The sequence below is a fragment of the Rickettsia lanei genome (assembly GCF_056242675.1).
Map to the genome: position 1 here is coordinate 132344 of NZ_CP172233.1, position 24359 is coordinate 156702.

The window sequence follows — 24359 nt, forward strand, 5'->3', positions numbered from 1 at the left end:
AGAGAAACTGAATCCTTTAGGATTTTGTTTAGCTTTCTTTATAAGTTTTATATACTGATTCATGTTGTAACTATATATAGTTATAATATATAAGTCAAATAATATATGTTAATACAATAAATATTCTTGACTAACTCCTTCTGATAATCTAAATTTATGTTGTTAATTTATGGCGGGTGTAGCTCAGTTGGTTAGAGCATCAGGTTGTGGTTCTGAGGGTCACGGGTTCGAATCCCGTCACTCGCCCCATATTTTGGAATTGTTGTGTGGTTACCAAATCATCATTGCGAAGAAAATTACAAAGTAATTGACGAAGCAATCCAGTAAAAAATGCTAAAGTTAGTACTTTTTTGTTATTTTTCTGGATTGCCACGTCGCTTCGCTCCTTGCAATGACGATTTGACATCCATGCAACAACGCCTACAGTCGCTCGCAATGACATTTTTTTCTTATGGATATCAAACTTTTATATAGACTAGCTAAATATCTAAGGTTCTATAAAAAAGATTTGATCATCGTTATGATCTCTTTACTTAGCGTATCAGCTTCATTATTACTAATCGGTAGTGTTTTTAGAAATTTAGTTGATAAAGGCTTGAGCAAAGACCATATTTTATCGGTTGATAAATCTATATTATATATTTGTTTATTAATTATCATCTTAAGTATTGCTAGTTTTTTTCGTTCATATTTTATCAATAATGTTGCTGAAAAGACAGTTAATCAAATAAGAAAAGAAGCTTATAGTAATTTAATTAATTATGAAATTGAGGAGTTTGAAGAACTAAAAATCGGCGATATAATTTCACGCCTAACAAATGATATAGATCAAATATCTACTCTCATCGTTAATTTCTTATCTTTTTTTATTCGCAATTCGGTGATGCTAATTGGCAGCATTACATTAATGTTTTTTGAAAGCTTTAAACTCGCTTCTATAGTAATTATTACCATTCCTATCTTATTAATTCCTTTAATTAAATTCGGCAAGCATGTTAAGGTTTTATCTAAAAAAGCTCTAGAATCTAAGTCACTTTTAGCATCGGATATTGATGAAACTTTTAATAATATTAGAGCTATTTATGCTTTTAACCATCAAATAAACAAAATTGCCGATTTTGACACTAAATTACAAAACTATTTAATATACTGCAAAACCCGTTTAAAAATTCGTGCTTTATTCTTTGCGATTTCAATAGCCGTTATATTTCTTGCGATTACTTTAGTCGTTTGGATCGGAGCTTCAGATATAGTGAAAGGTCATTTATCTGCGGGACAAATTATCTCGTTTATTTATTATGCGATTATCGCCGGAGTTAGCTGTGGCGGTATTTTTGAACTACTAAGCGAAATGCATTTACCTGTTACAGCCCTTGAGAGAATAATTACAATTATAGATAAGACACCTATAGCACATAATAATTATTTAGAATTAAATAATTCCGATCCAATCTCGATAGAATTCAAAAATGTTGATTTTACCTATCATTCAAGACCTAATTTAAGGATTATTAATAATATGTCTTTGAAGATAAATGCCAATAAGTTTCTTGGTATTGTAGGTAGATCAGGTGCAGGAAAAAGTACTGTGATGCAGTTACTGCTGCGTTTTTACCGGCAAGAAAACGGCACTATCCTTATTAACAATCAAGATATAACTCTTTTAAATCCTGCTGAAATTCGTAAATTAATTGCCTATGTTCCTCAAGAGGCTAGCATTTTTTCCGGCACTATAAAATCAAATATTATATTTGGTAATAATGAAGCAAGCGACGACGAAATAAATGAGATAATAAAAATTACAGGAATAGAAGAATTTGCTGCTAAACTTCATGACGGTATAAATGCTAAAATCGGTGAAAGAGGGGTTAGATTATCAGGAGGACAGAAACAAAGAATAGCTATTGCTAGAGCATTACTACGCATGCCGCAAATTTTGCTTCTTGATGAGGCAATGAGTGCTTTAGATACGATGAGCGAACAGAAATTACTAGAGTCTATAAAAAAAATAATGAGAGGGAACATTATTATATCAATTGCCCATCGCATTAGTAGTATAGAATCAGCTGATTATATTTTAGTCATAGATAAAGGAGGAGTAGTCGCTGAAGGATCACATAATGATTTATCTCAAAACTCAGAAATTTATCGAAATATTTGCAGAGAGCAGTTAACAATATAAAGGGGTATGTCATTCCTGCGAAAGCAGGAATCCAGTCAACCTTAATGTCATACCACGACTTGAGCGTGGTATCTTAGGGCATAATCTGTGACACAAGCTCCCGTGGTCAAGCCACGGTATGAGACTGAACGCTTTTTACTAGATTCCCGCTTTCGCGGGAATGACAATAAAGTATATAATTGATATATTTATTACAATAAAAGTTCCTTAGTATAAAAAATTTAAATGTTTAATATAATTTAGCTTGAAAGCTGCCGTAGCTTTGTTATAATCGTAATTACAAAACAAAAAAGGTTTACAAAATGAAAAATTTATTAAAGATTTTATTAATTCTAACTTTCGCGAGCTCAGTATTTGCTTCATCAATGCAAATGCCTGCCCCAACTTCAGTTACAACAACCCAAATACAAGCTATGAGTACTGACGATCAACAAGCTTGGGTTGCTAGTTTAACAGCAGATCAGTATAATATGTTAAGTCCTGATGTTCAAAAGTGGGTAATGGAGAATACTACCGATACTCAAAAACAAGCTTTAGGAATTAATCAGTAATATTTTAATTAATTTTTAAAATTGATAAGGGACTGGGAACAAAATAATTTTAATTGACAATTAAAAAGAATTTTTAGCGAAAATTAATAAGAGTTTTGAAGGAATAGTTAATCTTATTTTAAAAAAGCCTTATAATTTGCAGTAAAAATAAATTTAATTAGCTTTAAAATTTATTTTGTTAATAGTCCCATATGTTAGAAATCATTATTATTAACATATATTACTAAAAGTTTCTGCTTACACTTCCTTTCAGTCTTCCTGTTATCGTGTCATGTATATACTCCTGATAAATAAAAATTGCTAGACGAGCATAAGTATTCATTTATTCTTTCTTTAGTAAAACATACACTAATTATTGTAAGCTATAAGAATATAGAAAGCTAATTTGTTGTGTGGCTTTGCTGCCATTCCTGCGTCCTTATTTATGTCATTCCTGCAAAAATGTTGTTGCGTGGATCGGTTTTTCCATCATTGCGAGAAAATGTACAATAGTAAATTGATGAAGCAATCTTGGGAAGAATTCCTGAGATTGCCATGCTCACTAACGTTCGCTCGCAATGACGACTTGGTATCTATGCAACAATGCCTCGCAGGGATGACATCGCGCAAGGCTTGCGGCTTCAATAATACTTTGCTAAAATAACCTCAAACTAACAATTAATTATGAAATTAATTATTACCGTAATCATCATGGAAATACTCGCTGGAGCGGAAATAGATTTATTCATTCCAAGTCTTCCTGAAATACAAGATACATTCAACCTTTCAACTTTTATGACAGAGTTACTACTTGGTGTTAATCTAACTGCTTATTGTATTACTTCGCTTATAGTCGGTAATTTAGGAGATAGGTACGGACGCAGACCGATTATTATACTCGGTTTACTGATTTTTAATCTTGGTATTTTATTTTGTGTATTTGCAAATAATTATGCAGCGATATTATTTGGAAGATTTTTGCAAGGATGCGGGATATCATCGGTTGCAGTACTAGTATATATTGTTCTTGCCGATATTTATTCGGTACAAGAACAGCAAAGATTCATGGGCATTTTAAACGGCACTATTGCCCTTTCTATGGCAATAGCACCAGTTATAGGTAGCTATGTCAATTTATTTTGGGGGCTGGGCGTGGCAATTTTGTTTTGTTGCTTATAGTAGGTTTGATCAGCCTAATTCTTGGTATATTATTTATTCCAAAAAGAGAAGTTAATAAAAAAATACGTACTTCTTTAAAAGAATATATACCTATCTTCAAATCGCCACAAGCTATATATTATATACTTACAATGATATTTCTTGCACAAGGATATTGGATATTTATTGGGATTGCTCCTATTTTATATATGCAAGATTTAGGTGTAACTTTAGAATATTTCGGATTTTATCAAGGAGCAATGGCAGCTCTATTCTCAATTATGAGCTTTTCAAGCGGTTATTGCTTTAAAAAATTCGGTATTAAAAATTGCTTCTATTTTGGAGTTATATTTATAATACTATTCCTACTAGGCAATAGCATATTAGTTGTATATAATATTAATAATCCTTTAACCATAACAATAGTTACTTTATTATTATCTCTTGGCGTGATATATCCGATTAACATATTATGGCCATTGCTTTTAGAAGCTATTCCGGACGGTAAAGCTCGTATGACGGCTATTTTCACTGTGGCTAGATTGATTTTAACGGCATTTGGGCTGCAATTAGTAGGATTTTTATATAACGGTACTTTTACTCCTCTTGGCATGACTATATCCAGTGTTACACTATTTGGGTTAGTAACATTACCTAAATTATTTAAGTATGCTAAAGTCTTTGAGATTTCTAGTAACGTATAGATGTCTTTATGTCATCAATTGTGTCGTCATTGCGAGGCAACACTTTAAGTGTTGACGAAACAATCTCAGGAATTTGTTATTATTTCATAAGATTGCTACGCAGCCTACGGCTGTTCACAATGACAAAAAAGCTAATTCACACAGGAATAACCTAGAAACGGATGTAAGAAAAAATAAACAAATGATCAATAACAATTTTATCTTCAAGATAGCTTTCAGATATTTTAGAGCTAAGAAAAACGAAAAGTTTGTTTCTATTATTTCTGCCTTTTCTTTAGTGGGCGTCATGATCGGCGTTGCAGCATTGATAGTAGTCATGTCCGTTATGAACGGTTTTCATATAGAGCTTACTAAAAATATTATCGGCTTAAATGGGGATATAGTGATAAATCGGCAAGGTGGTAGTATTGATAACTATGAAGAGATTAAAGCCAAACTCCTAAAACAAGATTATATAAAACATGTAACATGCATTGCTCACGGTCAAGCTTTGGCTCTTGGTAAAAGTAATAATAGCGGTGTGCTTGTTAAAGGTATGAAATTAAAGGATCTAAGTGTAAGAAATGAAATTTTTAAAAATGTAAATTTTGGTAGTTTTGATAATTTTCACGGCAAAAACGTAATAGCACTCGGAGAACAATTAGCAAGCAATTTAGGCGTAACCGTTGGGGATAAGATTAGATTAATTTCACCGAATTCAGTTTCTACCACCTTTGGCAGTATGCCAAGATCAAAAGAATTTAAAGTTATAGCAATTTTCAATAGCGGTATGTATGATTATGATTTGACAACGATATTAATGCCGCTTACCGCAGCACAAAATTTCTTATCTCTCGGCAACGATATTAATTTAATCGAAATTAATAGTCTAGATCCCGATAAAGCTCTCACATATTCACATAAAATACAATCACTCTTAGGTCCAACCCTATATGTATTTAATTGGCAAACCTTAAATTCACAATTTTTAAGTGCTCTTGCTGTTGAGCGTACGGCTATGTTTACTATTCTATCTTTAATTATTACGGTTGCCGCATTTAATATTATTTCAAGCTTATTTATGCTTGTTAAAGATAAAACTTCAGATATTGCAATTCTTAGAACTATGGGAGCAAGCACTAAGCAAATAATGCTTATTTTTATCTATAACGGAATGTTTATAGGATTACTTGGCACAACACTAGGTGTAATCCTTGGTGTTACCTTTTCTTATAATATTCAAACTATCAAGAATTATTTGGAGCGTATAACCGGTACTAAAATTTTCGAGGCAGCTATTTATTTTCTTTATAGTTTACCTTCAAAAGTAAGAGCTGAGGATATTATTTTAATTACCTCTTTATCTATAATATTGTGTTTTCTTGCGACAATTTATCCTTCTTATAGAGCCTCAAAATTAAATCCCGTGGATGCCCTAAGATATGAATAATACAGTCCTCATTTTAAAAAATATCTCAAAACATTACAGCCAAGGCAAAACTATTGTTAGAGTACTAGATGATCTTAATCTAACGGTTAATGAAGGTGAATTAATCGCTATAATAGGTTCTTCAGGTAGCGGCAAATCAACTTTACTACATATTGCCGGCTTGCTTGATAAACCTACAAAAGGTCAAGTCATCATACCAAATAGCAAGTATCAAAAATATCATCTAATTCGTCTTCATTATTTAGGTTTTATCTATCAACAACATCACTTACTTAAAGATTTTACCGCTCTTGAAAATGTTATTATGCCAAGGCTTATTAGTGGTCTTAATCAAAAAGAAGCAATAGAAGATGCAACAAAGATATTAGATGATTTAGGGCTTGGGAAAAAACTCTATAATATGCCTGGAGAATTATCGGGAGGAGAACAACAACGGGTCGCTATAGCTCGGAGCTTAATTAATAAGCCGAAAATTATTTTAGCAGATGAACCGACAGGTAATTTAGATCCCAAAACTACAAATGAAGTATTTAATTTATTTTTAAAAGTAGCAAAAGAACAAAATACCGCAATTATTATGGTAACACATAACCATGAATTAGCACATAAAATGGATAAATTATATAAGCTAAAACACAGATTATTAAATATAGCTTGATTTAAAGCTCAAAAATTCTAATAATTATATGTAGATTCTGTGAAGATTTCTAAAAAGATTTAATTTTGGCTCTTTTGTGCTGCAAATTATAAGATTTTTTTGAAATATGAATAACTATTCCTTCAAAAACCTTATAATTTTTGCTCAAAAATATCTTAAAATAGCAAATCAATTAGAAATTTTCACAGAACCCAATATTCTTTTAATAAAGGTTAGTAATGGCTGGGCCTATTATATTTACTCTGTTACTTGGAGATGAAGATCGGATATTAGAGAAAATAAACAAGCAGGAAACTCAAAATAAACTGCCTATTATCCGGCTAGAAGTTAATAAAGCATCACATATACCCGATAAAGAACGTATTTTTTCGGAGATCTTACAAGAATCCCACAAAAAGGGCAAAACACCGATTTTTAATATTCAACTTAATAACAATAATATACAACCCATTTTTAAGGTACAAGATTTAATTAATTTACAAAATTTAAATATAAAAACTACTATTACTTTTGATCAATATAATTCATTACCCCAAAATTCTGAACTAGAAGCTTATTGGAAGCAAATTATGAAAAAAGTTGATCATGTTTTTTTTACAAATGAAGCAGATCAAAATTTATCTATAGCCGATGGTATAGTACCAAAAGATAAAGCCACTACAATTACGGATATAAGTTTAGTAACATCTGTTTTTAACAATCTTGTATCTGATCGTAACATTGATCAATTACTTTCCGGTACAATACCTGATAAAGAAAAGCTAGATAAAATAATAAAAAACGCTAAAAATCAAGGCGGTAGAGTGATTATAGAAACTTGGCCTCTTTCTGCAGACGAAGCAACAAATCTTATCACTGCTAAATTCGGTATTACCTCTGAAGATCAAATTTACGGATTGAAACTCGAAATTAATGAAATCTTAAAAGATGCAAATAATGCTGCTGAAAACTTAAAAAAATATGTATCACAAATATCTAAGCAATTTCAAAAAGATTTAGGTAAAACTGATGTAAATCCTATTGACTTTAATTTTATTAATACAAAGAAAGTTATGAATGATAGACCTAAGGATATACAAGTAGAACAAACAATATCATATGAACCTCCAAAAGCAAACCAACCACAACCGCAAGGTTTTTTTAAAAGAATTTTTAACTATTTTAAAGATATAATAACTAGTTTTAAAGAAGCAATATTCGGCAAAAAAGAAGAACCTAAAACTCACGAATCAATAACTCCAACTACGGAAGCAAAGCCGACAATAACAGAAGAACCACTAACCACTGTTGCATCTTCTATAAATCCACCGCAACAGCAAGCTCCCGCTAATAATCAAAAACCATGGGAAAAATTAGGAATTCCACAGGAAATGTATAAGGAATCTCTAAAAGCAGAACAACAATTAGCCAAACCAGTAATAGAACCAAAACAGCAGATACCTGAAAAAAAATCATCACTGGTTATAAATACTGAAGATCAAGTTGGTGTTTATAATACAGGAAATATAAAACAACCTACTTATTTATACACTGAAGATGATATAAAAAATATATTGGAAGCAAATATAGATAAGAATATGTTCTCTATATTTCATCATGCCTCTTTAGAAGAGCCGGAAATACTAAAAGATACTCTTCGTGTTACAGTAGAGGATTTAATACTAGATAATAAGCCTGCAATTATACCACTAAATACAGGACATCAACATTGGTTACTCTTAATGGCTAGTAAAGATGATAAAGGTAATATAAACTTTATGTATAATGATCCCTATGGTGAGCCATTGGAATCTCAACCAAAAGTAACAGAATATATTACCGAAATTTATCCCGATGCAAAAATAACAGACCTAAATACCAAGCAACAAGCAAATGTATATGATTGCGGAGTGTTCGTATGCGATAGTGCGATCAAACTCTCTAAAGGGCAAAAAATTCTAACTACTGAAGAATCTAAAGACCAAGGTATAAATTTAAGGCAAGCTCAAGCTAATACATTATTAATACAGCAACAAGCAATAGCGATTGGACAAGAATCACGCAAGACATCATCGACAAATAACAAATTTCACAATCTTATTAACAGCCGAAAAACAAAAGATACTGAAAGGAGTCGTTGATAACAAAAAAACATTAGGCAAAATCTATAATTACTAATATAATTATTTATAGTTAATTTATATTTTAACAAAGAATGACTACCATACTTGTGATCGTTATTATAATAATGATCGCCTTATCTGCTTTATTTGCCGCTACCGAAACTGCTATTACCGCTTCTTCCCCAGGGAAGATTCATAAGCTTAAAATCGCCGGTAATAAGCGTGCTAAAACAATTTTAGAGGTTCTTAAGAAAAAAGAAAAGGTCATAGGAACTTTATTAATAGGTAATAGTTTAATCAATACTGTTTGTACCACTATTGCTACTACTCTCTTTATTAGCTTTCTTGGAGATAATGGACCCATTGTGGCTTCCGGCGTTATGGCTTTTATAATTATTGTTTTTGCCGAAGTAGTACCGAAAGCAATAGCCGTTGCTAAACCTGAACAATTAGCATTAAAAATGGCTTCAACTATCGTAATATTTTTAAAGCTTTTCAAACCTATTAATATTGCTCTTGATTACATTACAAAAATATTTTGCTTCATATTTCGTATTAATTTAAATCTTCAAATATCAGGAACGGAAGAAGTAAGAGGCGTGATTGAGCATTACCATCAAGAAGGCGGAGTTTATAAATCTGATCGTAATATGCTCGGCGGGATATTAGATATACGTAATATGACGGTATCGGAAATTATGACTCACAGAAGTAGTATTATAGCCCTTAATATCGACCTACCTCATGAAGTGATAATTAAAACTTTATTATCGGGTGCTCATACACGTATACCTTTGTGGCAAGATAATAGAGATAATATAATAGGGATTCTCAATCTAAAAGATTTGCTTAAAGCATTATACGAAAATAATAATGATGCAAAAAAAGTTGATATTAATAAACTTCTAACTCCACCTTGGTTTATCCCTGAGAATGCACTTGTAGTAGACCAGCTACATGCATTTAGAGAACGTAATAATCATTTTGCTTGTGTTGTAGATGAGTATGGTACTCTACTAGGTATTATTACTCTTGAAGATGTTATAGAAGAAATCGTAGGACCCATTACTGATGAACATGATAGACTTAATAATGAAATTATTAAGAAGTCTAATACCGAGTTCATTATAAAAGGCACTACGACTATTAGAGATATTAACCGAGAACTTGATTGGAATTTATCGGATGAAGATGCAAACACTATAGCAGGATTAATAATCCATAAAATTGCTAGAATTCCAAATCAAGGGGAAGTAATTGAAATATTTAATTTAAAGGTAATTATTTTAAAGAAAATTGCCAATAAGATTGATAGCGTAAAAATTACCGTATTACCTACTACCGAGGCAACAATAAGCAGTGAGTGAAATCGGTAATTTTTTACTACTAACAACGATGTACTTGTCGGTTATCGGTTTGTCTTTTGTCTTTTATGTCATTCCTGCGAAAGCGGGAATCCATAAAAAATCTCTATTTTATAGACTGGATTGCCGCTTTCGTGGGAATGACAACTACCTCATTACTTGCCCCTTCTACATAGCTGCCTCATGTACTATACTTGCCTTTTTTACCCTAGTCTATGCTTTTATTATCTCTGACTTTTCACTACAAAATGTTTTCTTAAATTCCAGTACTTTAAAACCTTTAATATATAAAATAGCCGGTAGTTGGTCAAGCCACGAAGGCTCAATGTTATTATGGTTTTGTTTATTACAAATCGTTAGTTGCTGTTATATATTTTTACTTGAAGATAACCGTCTTAAATTTTTATCTATTATTATTCTATCAGCCATACAATTATTTTTTAGCAGCTTTATTTACTTTACCTCCAATCCTTTTAACGTGTTTTCTTTCGTTCCTAAAGAAGGGTTAGGCTTAAACCCAATGCTACAAGATATTGCTTTGAGCATCCATCCTCCTCTGCTTTATTTAGGCTATGTTAGCTATGTAGTACCGTTTACTATTGTTTGTGCCTCTATGTCATTCTCATACCCACTTATGTCATTCCCGCGAAAGCGGGAATCCATTAATGACATAAGACTTCTCAAAACATTTTCCAATATCGGTATCTTATTTACTACCATAGGAATTAGCCTTGGTTCTTGGTGGGCATATAGAGAACTCGGCTGGGGCGGATTTTGGTTTTTTGATCCGGTAGAAAATATTTCACTATTTCCTTGGTTATCCGGAATTATGCTCCATCATTCTATAATTGTAACAACAAAAACCAGACGTATGCAAAACTGGACAGTAATTTTATCCATCATTACTTTTTTATTAGTAATATTTAGTGCTTTTTTAGTACGTTCCGGTTTTATTACCTCAATTCACTCTTTTGTATTCTCACCTGAGAGACGAATATACTTGCTTGGGATATTTTTGATTATGGGGATTGGTAGTATTGGGTGGTATACTACCACATCATTGCGAGGAAATGCATTAGCATTGACGAAGCAATCTCAGGAAACTAACCGAGATTGCCACAGCCACTTTCGTGGCTTGGCAATGACGAATTGTGAAAACCCCATACTCCTTGGTAATATATTCCTCCTTCTTAGCCTTATTGTGCTAATAGCTGCCACACTTTATCCGCCAATTTACTCTTTATTCGACGATAAATCTATTATTATTAGTGAAACATTTTTTGTTAATAATTTTATTATATTCGTTATCCCTATTCTTGGTACCATAGGATTATTTACTACCAGAAGCTCTATTAAAAAACATATTATAATTCTCATATTATCTCTAATAATTACTTATTTAATATCATTAAAAGTAACATTTAGTGTTATATCGATTTTAACTATAATCGCATCTATATTTCTTATGCTTCATAATATTCATTATCTTTTGGTTAAAACTAATTATTGTAGAAATAGACTTAAAGCAAGTAACGCTAGTATGATCCTTGGGCATTTTGGTTTTGCACTAATTAGTTTTAGTATTACTATGAATACATTATTACAAAGTGAAATGGATTTTACCGGCAGAGTAGGAACAAGTAAAACATTTAACGAATTTAAAGTAACATTGCAAAATATTAAGTTTGCTCAAGGTAAAAATTATTATAGACAAATCGCTGAATTTTGGCTTGAGGATAATAGCCGTAATATAACTATATTAAAGCCGGAAAATAGACTTTATATAGTTGAAAAGAGTTTATCGCAAGAAAGTGATATATACTCTTACTTATTATATGATCTTTACGCAGTTTTAAGTAATATAGACGACGATATAATCCATGCTAAAATATATTACAAGCCAATGATAAGCTTTATTTGGCTTGGAATTATTCTTACCACGTCCGGTTTTTTTATTGCACTAATCAGAAAAAATTCTAGCTAATTTGCACCATCACATTTAAGGTTTAAAATTTTAATACTATTCGGATGATCAGCACCGAATTGTTCTATCTGATTATTACGGAATTTTTCATACCACAATTTCTTAGGTAAAGTACAACTCTGCAAAATACATATTACTTATTTCATACACATTTTTCATATTTTCTTTATAATTATTCCAATATATATTTTCAGCAGTAGCATAAGCATCTACCGCCTCCTCATTGTGATTAAGTAACACTAGTGCATCCCCTTCAGCAACAAACGTTTTTGCCAAATCTATATCCGGTGATATACTAATCTCTTTGTTAGGTCTAGTTGGATCATTAAGAAAAATTGCTTTAGCTTTTTTATTCTAGAGCTTCGGTAACATCACCTCAATCTAGTTTTGCTCTTGATTTTTGGGTAAAAATTCGTCCCAATACTTGATTTGCCTCTTTTTTACTCGACTTATTCATATCATATACTTATTCTAATAAAGAAAGAGCTGCCTGATGTTTCTTAAGATTATTTAATACATCTAATTTAATGAGATATGAACCGGTAAGAAATAAATCTTGAGGTTTCATCCCGTTTTCGATACAAGCATTTATAGTATCGTCAATTCTTCTTCATGCTTCATAATTTTTACCTTAGATATTAAAAATTTAGCTTTTGCATAATATATAGTTGCTATGTCAGTTTGATCTACTAGATTTTGATTGAACATATCTTCCATCATTTAGATATTTTTTTCTGCTTCTTCTAGATTTCCTAGCTGAATATTGGATATAGCCGAAACGAAAACTACATTACATTTTATGGAATCATATACTTTCACTTCATCAAATACCTGCTTAGCTGTCGTATCTATTCAATTGCTTTTTTAGGATTTGACCAAGTTCTATAATACCACCCTTATGCATCCTAAATATGCAACATAAGCAAATTTTTCTTCATTATTCATTGTCCATAATTTAAATTTACCTTTTTGATCGTTTTTATCACACCAATTTACTAATTTTTTGAGTTATATAAATCGGAAGAATTAGCATATTGTATTAATAAATTTATAACTCTAAAATTTTATATATTGATATATCGTATTTTTCTGCATTTTTTGTCATTAATCCGGTATAGTTTTAGCATTTCTAAAAATATGCCCCTTTACTAAACTTTTAGGTATAGAATTTAAAAGATTAGTAACACTACGTTTAAGATATTCTTTATTTCCTTTATCTCTATTTATTTGTAATATTTTTTCCATCATGCATTTCAAATATCGGATTAACTTCATTAGGTTCAATATTAGAGATCAAAGCAAATTGAGAAAACTGATAAATATCATCATCTAGACTATGCTTATCTTCAGTAATAGAATTTAATAATTCTTTTGAAACACTTTGATTATTAAGCAATGCTATCCCATCTAGTAATCTCTTGGCACTAGGCTTTAATTCATCGCTAACAAGTTTTATATTTAGCTCAATTTTATCCTTAGAGGCTTTTATCTTTTTCTTGTATTTCTCTAAGTTTAAACCTTGTATTTGATTTAATATTTGTGCTCCTTGAACTATGAGAATCGGATAACCTCCAAATGCTTGAGTCACACAATTTATTAATTCCAGATTTTTATTTTCCAATATATTTTTTGCAAGTAATGCAGCTTCCGGCTTAGTGAAAGCGTTTGCTTTGACTATGTTAGATAATAATTCATCGTCTTGGGTACAAAATATAATATTACCTTTATACTCCCAATTAATAAAATCCTCTATTTTCTTATTCTCGCCTATTTTTAAATTCTCAAACACCAATAACCATTTATCTTTACTTACTAAATAAACCATTAAATCTTTCTTCATCACTGCCATATCTTCTGAAATCACCGGTGATTTTACCTCGGTATTAATAGTTTTAGATAATTTGAGTAATTGCGGCTCTATATTTAGATTACAATCAATCAACCAAATTATGTTATAGTTATCTTGATTTGCATAAGCGTACATTCTAGCAAGCTGAGTTTTACCCATACTGCTTACCCCTACTACACTAGATTGCTTATATTTATTAAGATTTTCCTTTAGTTTTTCCAATTGGGATACATGATTTATAAAATAGCTAACCGGTACAACTAAATTGGATATTTGACTGTGAGCAAATATACTTCCGCTTATTAGAAGTATAATAATCACTAATATATATTTTTTTCATAATATTTATTAATTTTAAATTCTTAGCTGTAAAACTTTATATCTTTTCGACTAGAAGTCAATAAAATTTAAGGTTAGTGAAGGTATTGCACGGGGGAAAAGTAGGTGATGTCATTCTCGAATAGGCGGAGGGTTGTTGTATGGCTCGTTTATGTCCTTCCCACGAAAGCGGGACTCCAGTAATTTAAAGATTATACACAATAAGTTTGTAAAATTAAAAGCTCGATTTATCTCGCTTTTTTCTGGATCCCTGCCTCTACGCGGGGATGTAATAGGTTTTGAGCCATGCAACAAGGCATGTAGGCGGGAAGAAAGAACAAACAAAGCCCCCTTTGTTCAAAGAGGGCTTTTTTCTTGAGGAACTTATAAACTTGCTAATCGGGAGTGATTAGAAGTTTACACGGACTTTTAGAGTACCTTGATGTGCAGTATATTTACTTGCAATCTGAGCATCGTAACCGATTCCGTACTCCATCTTAGCATCAGATCTTATGCTTGCACTTAAACCTAAATTATAAGATGTTTTAGTGGTTCTGTCAGGCTGGCTGATACACGGAGTAACTTGTCCGTCTAATACAGACTGAGTTTTAGATAATCTACCGGTTACTTTGTGAACCACAAAAGCGTGAACTTCTGGATATACCGCAAGATCAGTTATGTTCATAGTACTACCGGCTACTTTAGCACCTACTATTAAATCGGTTCTATCGCTAAATTTGCTGTTAACTTGCTTGTTTGCAACTGTTGTACCGGTTTCTTTGTAGTTTTCGTCAGAAGACTTTAAGTAGCTAAGTCCTGCCATTGGAGTTACTAATACACCTTGCATTGCATTGTAATCATAACCGACTGTTAAGTTACCACCGAATGTCATGTTATCGTAATGACCGGCAGCAATTTGCTTGCTCATATTACCGTTAGTATCGAAGACGTAACGCTGACTTTTGTTCTTCACTTGGTTTAAGCTAAATATTGCACTACCTTGAGCAAAGAAGTTCTTAACAAGCTGCTGGGCACCATATAGAGAGAATGAGAAACCGTTAACGTCGGTTTTATCACCTTTCTTATAATCTTGATGTTTTATATCAGTTTTAGTGATACCGATAGCAGCACCGATCATTAAGTTATCGTTAGCTAGTGTATCTAAACCGATTACGACACCGGTGGTTTTAGCTTTATAACCAGCTAAACCACCTTTCTTACTTTGATGTGCATCAGTATAGAAAGGTTTTGCCCATATACCGTAAGCTACATTATCAACAGCCTCATCACCTGCAGCAACCGCAGCCGGTATTGCTCCAGCTTCAGGTCCAGCCATTTCAGCAGTTTCAGGAGTACCTAAATATCTAAGAACACCTAATCTGTTACCAAGTTGAGCTTGGATATCTTTAGCTAAATCTAATTGTACATTAGTTATGGCCGCACTTGTATCGGTAACGATAGCTCCAACAAAGTTAGCAGAATTAGCACTATTTTTAGCTAAAAGAAGATTATTATATGCTGCAGTATTAGTTGCATTTACAAATGTTGTAACGTTCTGACCTACACCCGGTGCACCTCCAAACGGACTATTTGCGATATCATTAGTAACTACGTTTTCTGCATTGTTAGTACGTGTTATTACATAATCTTGGTTAGCAGCACGTATTAAACCGTAATTTACGAAACGATTACTTCCGGTTACAGCAAAGTTGGGACCTCCTAAAGTACCGTTAAATCTAGCACCACCTTGGATTAAAGTATAAGTTTGTGTACCACTGAAATTTGCATTGGCATTATCTTGTACTTTAATGGTTGTAGTTCCTGTGGTTGTTGTTGTATTAACTTGCGCACCTTCCAAGATAACGATGTGACCTATATTACCGTTTGCTAATGTTAAAGTAGTTTCAATAGAAGTATTGTTTCCCCATGTTGAAGTACCACTTGCAAATGTTAAAGTATTTGTAACAAGATCGATTTTACCGTTAATAGCAGTAGTACCGCCGCCTAAAATGATATTAGAATTTAAAATACCTAAGTTATAAGTACCAAAGTCTATGACTTGTGAATAAATATTTCCTTGTAATCCTGCACCACTATCACTACCTGTAAATCTAACAGAAGCTACAGGAGTATCTGAATCACCTATATTACCGACGAATGCATTACCTAAATAAGTTACAGTACCATTATTAGCTTTAGTAGTACCAATCATACTTGTAAAATTAGACAATATACCGTCAGCAAATCTTACATTACCGTTACCGTTAACACTTCCCAGAGTAATTTTACCGTCAAAACCTATTCCGGCTATACCGCCTGTAGTAACAGTTACACCGTCATTAATTGTTGCGTTAGTTGCAATAATATTACCTAAGTTGTTATAGTCTGTAGTAAACGTTACTTGCTTGAACTTTAAAGCGCCAATACCTCTGCCTAAGCCATAAACTGTACCAGGGGTATTAGGAACACCACCGCTAAGTGTGACAGTACCTTGATTATTGTTTAGAGTACTGATACCTGCATATAATGTAGTAGCATTAACGATTATGCCGTTATCGCTTCCAAGACCTAGATCTACGATATTATTTTGATCACCGATTACTTGACCGTCAGCGATGACACTATCAACACCTAAAACAACCACGCTAGGAACATCAAAACCTTTAGCTGTTTTATTACCTACGGTACTTTTAATTGTTAAAGGAATTATGTTGCCTGCATCATTGAATGGAATGCCTCTAGGTAAGAATACAACTGCACCTAAACTTGAATTTTCAAAAGCAATCGTATCAGTCACGGCACCATGATAATTACCTGCATTACCTATCTCATTAATCACTACGTTACCGGGACCAGAAACCGTTATTTGTTTTAAAGCATTAACAGGTGCAGCTTGTTTGTTTAATGTTACGGTAATAGGACCGGTGTTAACGAATTCTACTATACCGGTACCATCGGCAGATGCAACACAGTCTGCAGTATAGTTACCACCGATTTGTAAGGTAGAATTAGCTGCAATTGTAGTGTTACCGTTAAATGTTGCATTACCTAAGAACTTAACAGTAGTACCGTTATCTAATGCTACAGTATTAAACTTATTACCTTGCTGTCCACCGACTGTACCGCTTACTATATTTGTTCCACCGGCATTAAAGACGAAAGAACCTACGTTAGCATCGGTAGTAGTAATATTAGTAGCATATAAATTTACACCTTTACCAACATTTAATACAGTATCAACATTAACCCCTTTAGATCCAAAATTAATTTCTGCAAGTGGATTTGTAGGACTACCTAAATTTGTACCGGCTGCAAGAGTTGTATTATTATTTACAACAGGATTAAATATTATTTTACCTTGACCGGCAGCATTTGTAGTTCTTGTTATTAAATAAGTATCATGAGCGAATTGTACTGCACCGTCATTTCCAATAACTAACTCGTTAATAGCAACATTACCGTTACTTAAAGCTGTTTTACTTGAGCCAATATCAAATTGTCCAAGAGTTTTATTATTAGCTCCAATAGTACCGATTTTACCGTTAATAGTTAAAGTTTGAGCATTTGTTAGGCTACTCGCATCAACAACGCCTGTTTGATCAGTAGCTATAGCTAAATCAAAATCAACTACAATATTATTTTCAGTGCTTGTTAATTTAATAGTACCACCGTTAGCTTGCAAATCAATCGTTCCACCATTAGCACCGATAATATTTGCTCCACCAAGTGTTAATGTTTTTTTAGCATCGTTAGCTAAAGTAATGCGTTGTAACGCAGCAGCACCGCCAGCGTTCCCTATATCGCCGGTAATTGTAGCACTACCGTCTAAGGTAATAGTACCGGCTGCAAGAGCACCGCCGATAAGAGCAGTTTGGTTAACTTTACCGTTTATAACTGTACCGTCAGCAAGTTTAAAGATAGAACCGGCATTTCCTAAACGTAACTCGGCAGCATGTGTTCCTGATAATTGGACAACTCCGGCACCTGATGCTTCAATTGCTGTAATATTATTTGTCACCGCAACATTTGCATCTGCACTAGCACTTTCTAAAGTACCGTTAGCATCAAAGGTTATCACACCTGCAGTGTTACCGGGATTGCTAGCATCACCTGTAAAATTACCGGTAAGGGTTATAGCATTAGGAACTTTAATCTGTGCTGCAAGATTACCGAAATCAGTATTACCAAAGTTTGAGTCTTGGGTTATTGTAACTTTAGAAGCTGCTGTTTTAAAGGCAGTAGTACCGTCTGTACCAACGTCAACTATGTGTCTAAAATTTACTTGCCCAGCTGCATTAGCACTTTGTATAACCATGTCTTTAGCATAAACTTGTCCATCGATTGTTGCTGCCTTACCATTATCTACGCTAACAACAAATCCTGCAGCTCTACCTGCGCCATTATTAGTACCTATTACTGCATTAGCAGGGCCTGCATTAGCTATAAGTTGACCGTCTACTGCAACAGTGTTAAATTCGATAATACCTTTTAGATTACCGCCTAAACTTCCTGTAACGTTAAAGTTGGTAGCAGCAGCATTCTTACTTAATAATACTAATCTACCCGTACCGTCTGTTCCATTAAAATTAATAGTAGTACCACCTGCTTGTAAATTTAAAGTATTAGCATTATTAGCATCAGTATTGAATATGATACCTTGACCGTCACCGATATTAATTGCCTTAACAGTAGCAAAACTTTTATTTGAAACTTGAATAAACCCATTAGTAACATTTAATGTACCGTTAACACCATTACCTATTACAGCATTATCTCCAAGTATAAGAGGAGCTTTTTGAGTTGTAGGATTTGCTAAATTAAATACTAATGTAGAAGCCGGAGCACCGAAGTCTATTCTTCCTACACCTTTAAGATCATTATTGTCAATAGCAGCACCATTATTAAATTGTACAACAACATTTTGAGCATTTTTTGTAGCAGCAGCTTGTGCATTAGTAATACCTTGACCTGTTATAGTAAGAGTTTTATCGGCATTAAGCGTAAGGTTAAAGGAGTTAGCGTTATTAACAGCATTAGTGATGAACCCTAAGGTAGTATCTTCACTCACTGTCACTGCTAAATTGTTTGCAGTATTTAAAAACAAACCGTTAAAACTACCGGCTGGAGTATTTAAATTAATACCATTATTAGCATTAGCAGTAATAACTGCATTTAGAGCAACTCCAACATTTGCAGGAGCGGCAGTTTGGTCAAATCCCGCACCATCAACAGTTGTAGCAGCACCGTTTGTTGTTCTATTCTGCTGTATAGCAGCACCCATAGCTGAACCTGCAACACTGGCTACTATGGTAGCTGTAGAAGCAGTTACCAACCCTGCGGAAATTAATTTTTTTAGAAAATTTGGTTTTTGAGCCATAATTTTTGTCCTATATTTAAGTTAAAATTTAGTACCTAGTATTAAAACAAGCTTATCAAACGTGAGTCAAGATATCCCACATTTGATAAGGAAATAACCTAATATTTTGTTTCAATAATTTCTAAACTACGAGCTGAGCATACTATATATTGTATATAATTACAAGCATCGCTATAGTTTTTTTATAAAGTTTTAATAAATGTTATATTTTTACCACATTGGTGTTATGCCTTATCAGTGTCATCCCGTGGCTTGACCGCGGGATCCAAAAAAATAACTTAATCAGTACACATTTTTGATTTTTTTAGATGGATACCGCTACAAGCTCGCAGTATGACACCAAGCACTGGCTCCCATGGTCAAGTCACGGGATGACGAACTAATTATCCCCCTAATCTTTGTTAAATATTAGCACTTCAGCAGTATTTGCCCATTTTAGCATTTCGTCGTATTTAGTATGCCAAATACGCATAATTTCTTTTTCATATTCTACAATTTGCTCTTCGAATCCTTCAAATTGTTTCACCATTTGACGTGCTTTAGAAAGTATCGTGTCATTAGTAATGTCAAAAACTTTTTGCAAATGACGGTCTTGTTCTTCTTTATAATTTAAATGAGCTGCTCTACCAAGCTCGGCATCTTTATGCATATTTTCACTTCTTATCTGTATTTCAAAATTACGTTTAGAGTGTAAAAGCTGCATTATATTATGAAGAGACTGATAGCCGTTACTTTTTGGTCTATTGATATAATCTTTGGTGTATAACCAATCTAAATGCGGAGAACTCTTAACTATGTCCAAAGCATTATAGCATAGAGCTTTAGATTTAACTATAATCCTACATGCAATTAAGTCTTTCAATGCATCAATCGGCACTTCTTTCCTTTTCATCTTTTTTAAATAAGACGCATATATATCTCATTTTCTATATCTGCTTTATTTAAATCTTCTTTAAGCAGATTAATAATATCACAAATCAAATCCCCTCCTGCTACCTAAAATTCTCTATATCTCTATTCTTAGTAAAGATTACCTATAGCTTATTTATAAAATTAATTCTTTAACTAAAAATTAAAAAACAGATTAATAGTAAAAATAAATTTTTTCAATATAATTGTTTAATTAATTTTAACTTAGATTAATTGGATAAGTTCCTTAATAGCCATTGTACGGCTAAATACCTGCCGTTGTGCAGTTCCGTTGTCATCCCGTGGCTTTATGACCATGGGATCTTACATCACAGACTGTGTCCTAAGATACCGCGGTCGAGCCGCGGTATGACATTAAATGAATAATAGCATTACGCAATAAACAAGTCAGAAAATTTATCTATAGAACTTTCCGAAACACTACATAGAACTTCAGACATTTTGTTAAATTCTCCGGTACATTCAAGTACTATATCTACGCCTGCATCTAAAACGTCTTTGGTCATATCTGCCATACTACCGCTTAAAGCTTTCATATCTATTGCATCGGAAATAATAAGCCCTTTAAAGCCGATATTATTTTTAATATAGTCTATCACTTTTTTTGATAGGGTGGCAGGATTCTCAGGATCAAGAGCTTTATAAATTATATGTGCCGTCATAGCAAGTTTAATATTATCGTGCTTCGCGAGCTCCTTAAATACTTTAAAGTCTGTTTTTGCTAACTCTTCTATATCAACATCGACAATCGGTAATTTTTTATGGCTATCCACCGTAGCTCTACCATGGCCCGGAATATGTTTTATACAAGCCCCGACTTTCTCTTCTTGTAATCCGTCTATAGCAGCTAAACATAAAGGCACGACTACTTCCGGCTCCCCACCGAAACTTCTATCGCCGACTATCTTGTCTGCTCCTTCGTGGAGCAAATCCGCTACCGGTGCAAAATCTAGATTAATGCCTACTTCTCTCAGCTCTTTCGCAATATCACTATAATTTTGTTTACATGCTTGGGGATCAGTAAAAGTTTGAGCAGCCGGAGCGTCATAAAAAGTCGGTGCTATAAGCCTTTGTACCCTACCGCCTTCTTGATCTATAGAGATGATAGTATTTTCCCCTAATACTTCTTTTATATCTGCAATAAGCTTAATAAGGGCTTCTTTAGCCTGCGCACCGTTATCATTCTTTCTAATATTACGACGGAATAAAACTACACCTAAAGGATTATGCTCTTCAAATAATTCTCTTTCGGCATCGGTTAATTCAGGACCAGATATACCTATAATTACTGGCTTTACCATTTGTCTTATTGTCATAATATGTTCTTTGCTTTAAAACGTGATATGACAAGTACTATACGCACGTCATTGAGGAATCGGCAAGAATTTTTTTTATTTGAAGAGACAAATTATGGAAATTGGTAAGTAATATATCGATTCTAGCGGTAGAAAGAGATGTAATATCTTTATTTAAAGATTTTTGGAGTAGATCAATATCATTAGCAGTATAATATTTTCTATTATTTATTTTATAATTAGATAAATCAGGGCTTTTTGTCTCTAGATATCTTAATTGATGTAAAGCAATATTTAAATGCTTAATCACTTCACTAGCAGAATAATATTTTTTTGTTAGCTTATTGTTTGTCATATACTCCGAATACAGATTTTGTTGCATGGCTCGTTTTATGTCATTCCCGCGTAGGCGGGAGTCCCCAAAATAACCTTAATATTGATACACATTATTGACACAATAAACCTAAAAAAACAAGTTTTTTATAGGTTTTACTGGATTCCTGCTTTCGCGGGAATGACATAAAAAGCATTTTCCGAGACATACAACAAACCAACAAATTATAACGAAGTTCATCGAGTAGATTCATTAATTAAAGCTTTTAATTTAGAAGAAGGGACAAAACGTAAATGCTTTTTTGATTCTATAATTACCAGTGCTTTGGTATGAAAATTTATTCCGGGACGTGGATTTTTTTGTTTCACCTCAAAGCTACCAAAATTCTTTAAAGTTAATTTTTGCGCTTTTGCTATTTCTAAAATATTAGAAAAAACCGTATGAACTATTTCCTCGCATAAATGATTTGAAAAACCCAATTTAGAGCTTAACATAGCTGCAATTTTTGCTTTGGTAATAGTCATAAATAATACCGGTTTTTAAGGGTGTATTGTCTGCAGTCATTGCGAGGAAAAACTATAAGTTGCGACGAAGCAATCTCAGAAGTTGATCCACTTTATGAGATTGCCGCGTCGATGCTACGCATCGCCTCGCAATGACGTTAAAAAATTACGAATTTGCTTTTTCTGCATCGTTATTATATGCGTTAATATTTTTATTTAGCTCTTCTAATTTATCCACTAGGTGCTGACGTATTTTTTCTTGCTTCTTGCTTCCTGCTTTTTTATAAGCTTCCATTTTTGCTTTTACAGCATCTATAGATTTTTGCAGTTCTTCACCTTGTTTATCTTTCTGATCTTTCACATTCTTTTTTATCTCTGTAACGCTTTGGGCTATCTGATCATAAGTATTGCTTAAGGTCTGATTAAATTTATCGGCTCCTGTTTGTGCTAGGTTTGTTAAATGGTCTTTTAATTCCTGTAAGTTTTCGGTAATTGTTTTTGTACTGCTTGTAGCTACTTCTGCAGTTTGTACTTCATTTGCTTTTGTTTCATCCTTGGTAGGCAAATCTGCAAAAATACTAGGTGTTAATAATAAAGTAGCGGTAGCACCTAAGGTTATTAAAAATTTTTTCATTATATTCTCCAATTATTTATGTTTATTATTATATTGTTCAACTTTCTTACTTAAATCATCAAGTTTTTTCACAAGCGTCTATCTATATTCTTCCACTTTATCATCTTTAATTTTCTGATAATCCTGTAACTCTTTCGTTAAATTTTTATATTGCGCTTTTATAGTTTCTAAAGAATGGTCTTTACTATCCTTAGCATATGCCTCTAAATCATTAATTTTGATGGATAATTTATCTGCTACTTCATGACATTTTTTATTAAAATCGACAGTAATAATTTTAGCAGAGTCCTTAAGATTTTAATGTAATGCTTCAAGTGCTTCACTTATAGTTCTTATAAAACCTCTTTCTTTATTGAAATAGTTAATAAAAATTAAACTTAAGTATTATATACCGGTATCATAAATAATATAATTATAAAAAGCAATTTTAAAAAGTACATATTGAATATATAGTTATTGTATCAAAAATTTGAGGGTGTTATGACATTAGAACTAGAAAAAAAACTTCCCGATTTATCTTTACACATAGGTCAAGATAACGTAATTAAACTATCGGATTTAAAAGGAAAATTCGTAATATTATATTTTTACCCGAAAGACGATACACCTGGATGTACTATTGAAGCACAAGATTTTAACAAGCTAAAACCGGAATTCGATAAACTTAATACGGTAATTATCGGAGTATCCAAAGATAAGCTTGACTCTCATGATAAATTTAAAGAAAAATATAGTTTAGGATTTGATTTAGCCTCTGATGCAAATTCAAATTTATGCGAACAATTAGGGGTATGGATAGAAAAATCAATGTTCGGTAAAAAATATATGGGTATTGATAGAGCTACGTTTTTACTTGATAAGGAAGGCATAGTTAAGCATATTTGGCGGTCGGTAAATGCTAAAAATCACGCTCAAGAAGTACTTGAGAAATTACGGACTATGCTTTCTTAAAATGTCATACCGTGGCTCATTTTTTTGTCATTGCGAGGAAATTGCATAGCAATTGAC

At 32.8% G+C, this 24359-nt stretch carries 17 protein-coding genes, 1 tRNA gene and 2 pseudogenes; 10 read left to right on the plus strand and 10 right to left on the minus strand.

Annotated elements, in window-relative coordinates; translation table 11 throughout:
* Positions 1 to 172 precede the first annotated feature (172 nt).
* The 9 genes and pseudogenes from ACHBLB_RS00895 to ACHBLB_RS00935 all read left to right on the plus strand — a co-directional run bounded on the left by ACHBLB_RS00895 (position 173) and on the right by ACHBLB_RS00935 (position 12111).
* A tRNA-His gene (locus tag ACHBLB_RS00895) sits at positions 173 to 249 on the plus strand.
* Positions 250 to 451: 202 nt separating this feature from the next.
* Entirely contained in the window at positions 452 to 2182 is a 1731-nt protein-coding gene (locus tag ACHBLB_RS00900) for an ABC transporter ATP-binding protein (RefSeq protein ID WP_475841955.1), read from the plus strand.
* A gap of 302 nt (positions 2183 to 2484) precedes the next feature.
* Complete coding sequence (locus ACHBLB_RS00905) at positions 2485 to 2733, plus strand: DUF2673 domain-containing protein (RefSeq protein ID WP_012151209.1); 249 nt, start codon at positions 2485 to 2487, stop codon at positions 2731 to 2733.
* Positions 2734 to 3396: 663 nt separating this feature from the next.
* Positions 3397 to 4574, plus strand: a pseudogene (locus tag ACHBLB_RS00910) (multidrug effflux MFS transporter).
* Positions 4575 to 4755: 181 nt separating this feature from the next.
* Entirely contained in the window at positions 4756 to 6003 is a 1248-nt protein-coding gene (locus tag ACHBLB_RS00915; RefSeq protein WP_475842698.1) for a lipoprotein-releasing ABC transporter permease subunit, read from the plus strand.
* The gene (locus ACHBLB_RS00920; RefSeq protein WP_475841957.1) at positions 5996 to 6661 is read left to right on the plus strand and encodes an ABC transporter ATP-binding protein; all 666 of its coding nucleotides are present in this window, start codon (positions 5996 to 5998) and stop codon (positions 6659 to 6661) included. The genes ACHBLB_RS00915 and ACHBLB_RS00920 overlap by 8 nt, the downstream gene beginning before the upstream one ends.
* Positions 6662 to 6879: 218 nt before the next feature.
* Positions 6880 to 8781: a Ulp1 family isopeptidase gene (locus tag ACHBLB_RS00925; RefSeq protein ID WP_475841959.1), complete on the plus strand. Its 1902-nt coding sequence runs from the start codon at positions 6880 to 6882 to the stop codon at positions 8779 to 8781.
* A 74-nt stretch (positions 8782 to 8855) separates the two neighbouring features.
* Positions 8856 to 10130, plus strand: coding sequence for an HlyC/CorC family transporter (locus ACHBLB_RS00930; protein WP_475841961.1), 1275 nt, complete (start codon positions 8856 to 8858; stop codon positions 10128 to 10130).
* On the plus strand, positions 10123 to 12111 hold the full coding sequence (locus ACHBLB_RS00935; protein WP_475841964.1) for a heme lyase CcmF/NrfE family subunit: 1989 nt from the start codon (positions 10123 to 10125) through the stop codon (positions 12109 to 12111). Before ACHBLB_RS00930 ends, ACHBLB_RS00935 begins: the two co-directional genes overlap by 8 nt.
* Before the next feature lie 102 nt (positions 12112 to 12213).
* Here ACHBLB_RS00935 and ACHBLB_RS00940 read toward each other — a convergent pair whose 3' ends face one another.
* The 10 genes and pseudogenes from ACHBLB_RS00940 to ACHBLB_RS00985 form a co-directional block, all read right to left on the minus strand.
* Positions 12214 to 12387 carry a hypothetical protein gene (locus ACHBLB_RS00940; protein ID WP_475841966.1) on the minus strand — a complete coding sequence of 58 codons (174 nt, stop codon included), beginning with the start codon at positions 12385 to 12387 and terminating at the stop codon, positions 12214 to 12216.
* A 312-nt stretch (positions 12388 to 12699) separates the two neighbouring features.
* Positions 12700 to 12831, minus strand: coding sequence for a hypothetical protein (locus ACHBLB_RS00945; RefSeq protein ID WP_475841969.1), 132 nt, complete (start codon positions 12829 to 12831; stop codon positions 12700 to 12702).
* A gap of 384 nt (positions 12832 to 13215) precedes the next feature.
* Positions 13216 to 13359, minus strand: coding sequence for a hypothetical protein (locus ACHBLB_RS00950; protein WP_475841971.1), 144 nt, complete (start codon positions 13357 to 13359; stop codon positions 13216 to 13218).
* Positions 13331 to 14182 carry a hypothetical protein gene (locus ACHBLB_RS00955; RefSeq protein WP_475841974.1) on the minus strand — a complete coding sequence of 284 codons (852 nt, stop codon included), beginning with the start codon at positions 14180 to 14182 and terminating at the stop codon, positions 13331 to 13333. Before ACHBLB_RS00955 ends, ACHBLB_RS00950 begins: the two co-directional genes overlap by 29 nt.
* Positions 14183 to 14687: 505 nt before the next feature.
* Positions 14688 to 19655: an outer membrane protein OmpB gene (gene ompB, locus ACHBLB_RS00960; RefSeq protein ID WP_475841976.1), complete on the minus strand. Its 4968-nt coding sequence runs from the start codon at positions 19653 to 19655 to the stop codon at positions 14688 to 14690.
* A 391-nt stretch (positions 19656 to 20046) separates the two neighbouring features.
* A pseudogene (locus ACHBLB_RS00965) lies at positions 20047 to 20636 on the minus strand (bifunctional (p)ppGpp synthetase/guanosine-3',5'-bis(diphosphate) 3'-pyrophosphohydrolase).
* Between the two features lie 320 nt (positions 20637 to 20956).
* A complete protein-coding gene (gene nagZ, locus ACHBLB_RS00970; protein ID WP_475841978.1) occupies positions 20957 to 21901 on the minus strand; it encodes a beta-N-acetylhexosaminidase in 945 nt (314 codons plus the stop codon).
* 37 nt (positions 21902 to 21938) lie between these two features.
* Positions 21939 to 22235: a MerR family transcriptional regulator gene (locus ACHBLB_RS00975; RefSeq protein WP_014364966.1), complete on the minus strand. Its 297-nt coding sequence runs from the start codon at positions 22233 to 22235 to the stop codon at positions 21939 to 21941.
* A gap of 215 nt (positions 22236 to 22450) precedes the next feature.
* Positions 22451 to 22738 (minus strand): HU family DNA-binding protein, encoded by a 288-nt coding sequence (locus ACHBLB_RS00980; RefSeq protein ID WP_012151223.1) that lies wholly within the window; start codon positions 22736 to 22738, stop codon positions 22451 to 22453.
* A gap of 145 nt (positions 22739 to 22883) precedes the next feature.
* On the minus strand, positions 22884 to 23351 hold the full coding sequence (locus ACHBLB_RS00985; RefSeq protein WP_475841981.1) for a hypothetical protein: 468 nt from the start codon (positions 23349 to 23351) through the stop codon (positions 22884 to 22886).
* A gap of 480 nt (positions 23352 to 23831) precedes the next feature.
* On the opposite strand from ACHBLB_RS00985, the gene bcp reads away from it, so the two are divergent.
* Entirely contained in the window at positions 23832 to 24302 is a 471-nt protein-coding gene (gene bcp, locus ACHBLB_RS00990; RefSeq protein ID WP_475841983.1) for a thioredoxin-dependent thiol peroxidase, read from the plus strand.
* The last annotated feature ends 57 nt before the right edge of the window (positions 24303 to 24359 follow it).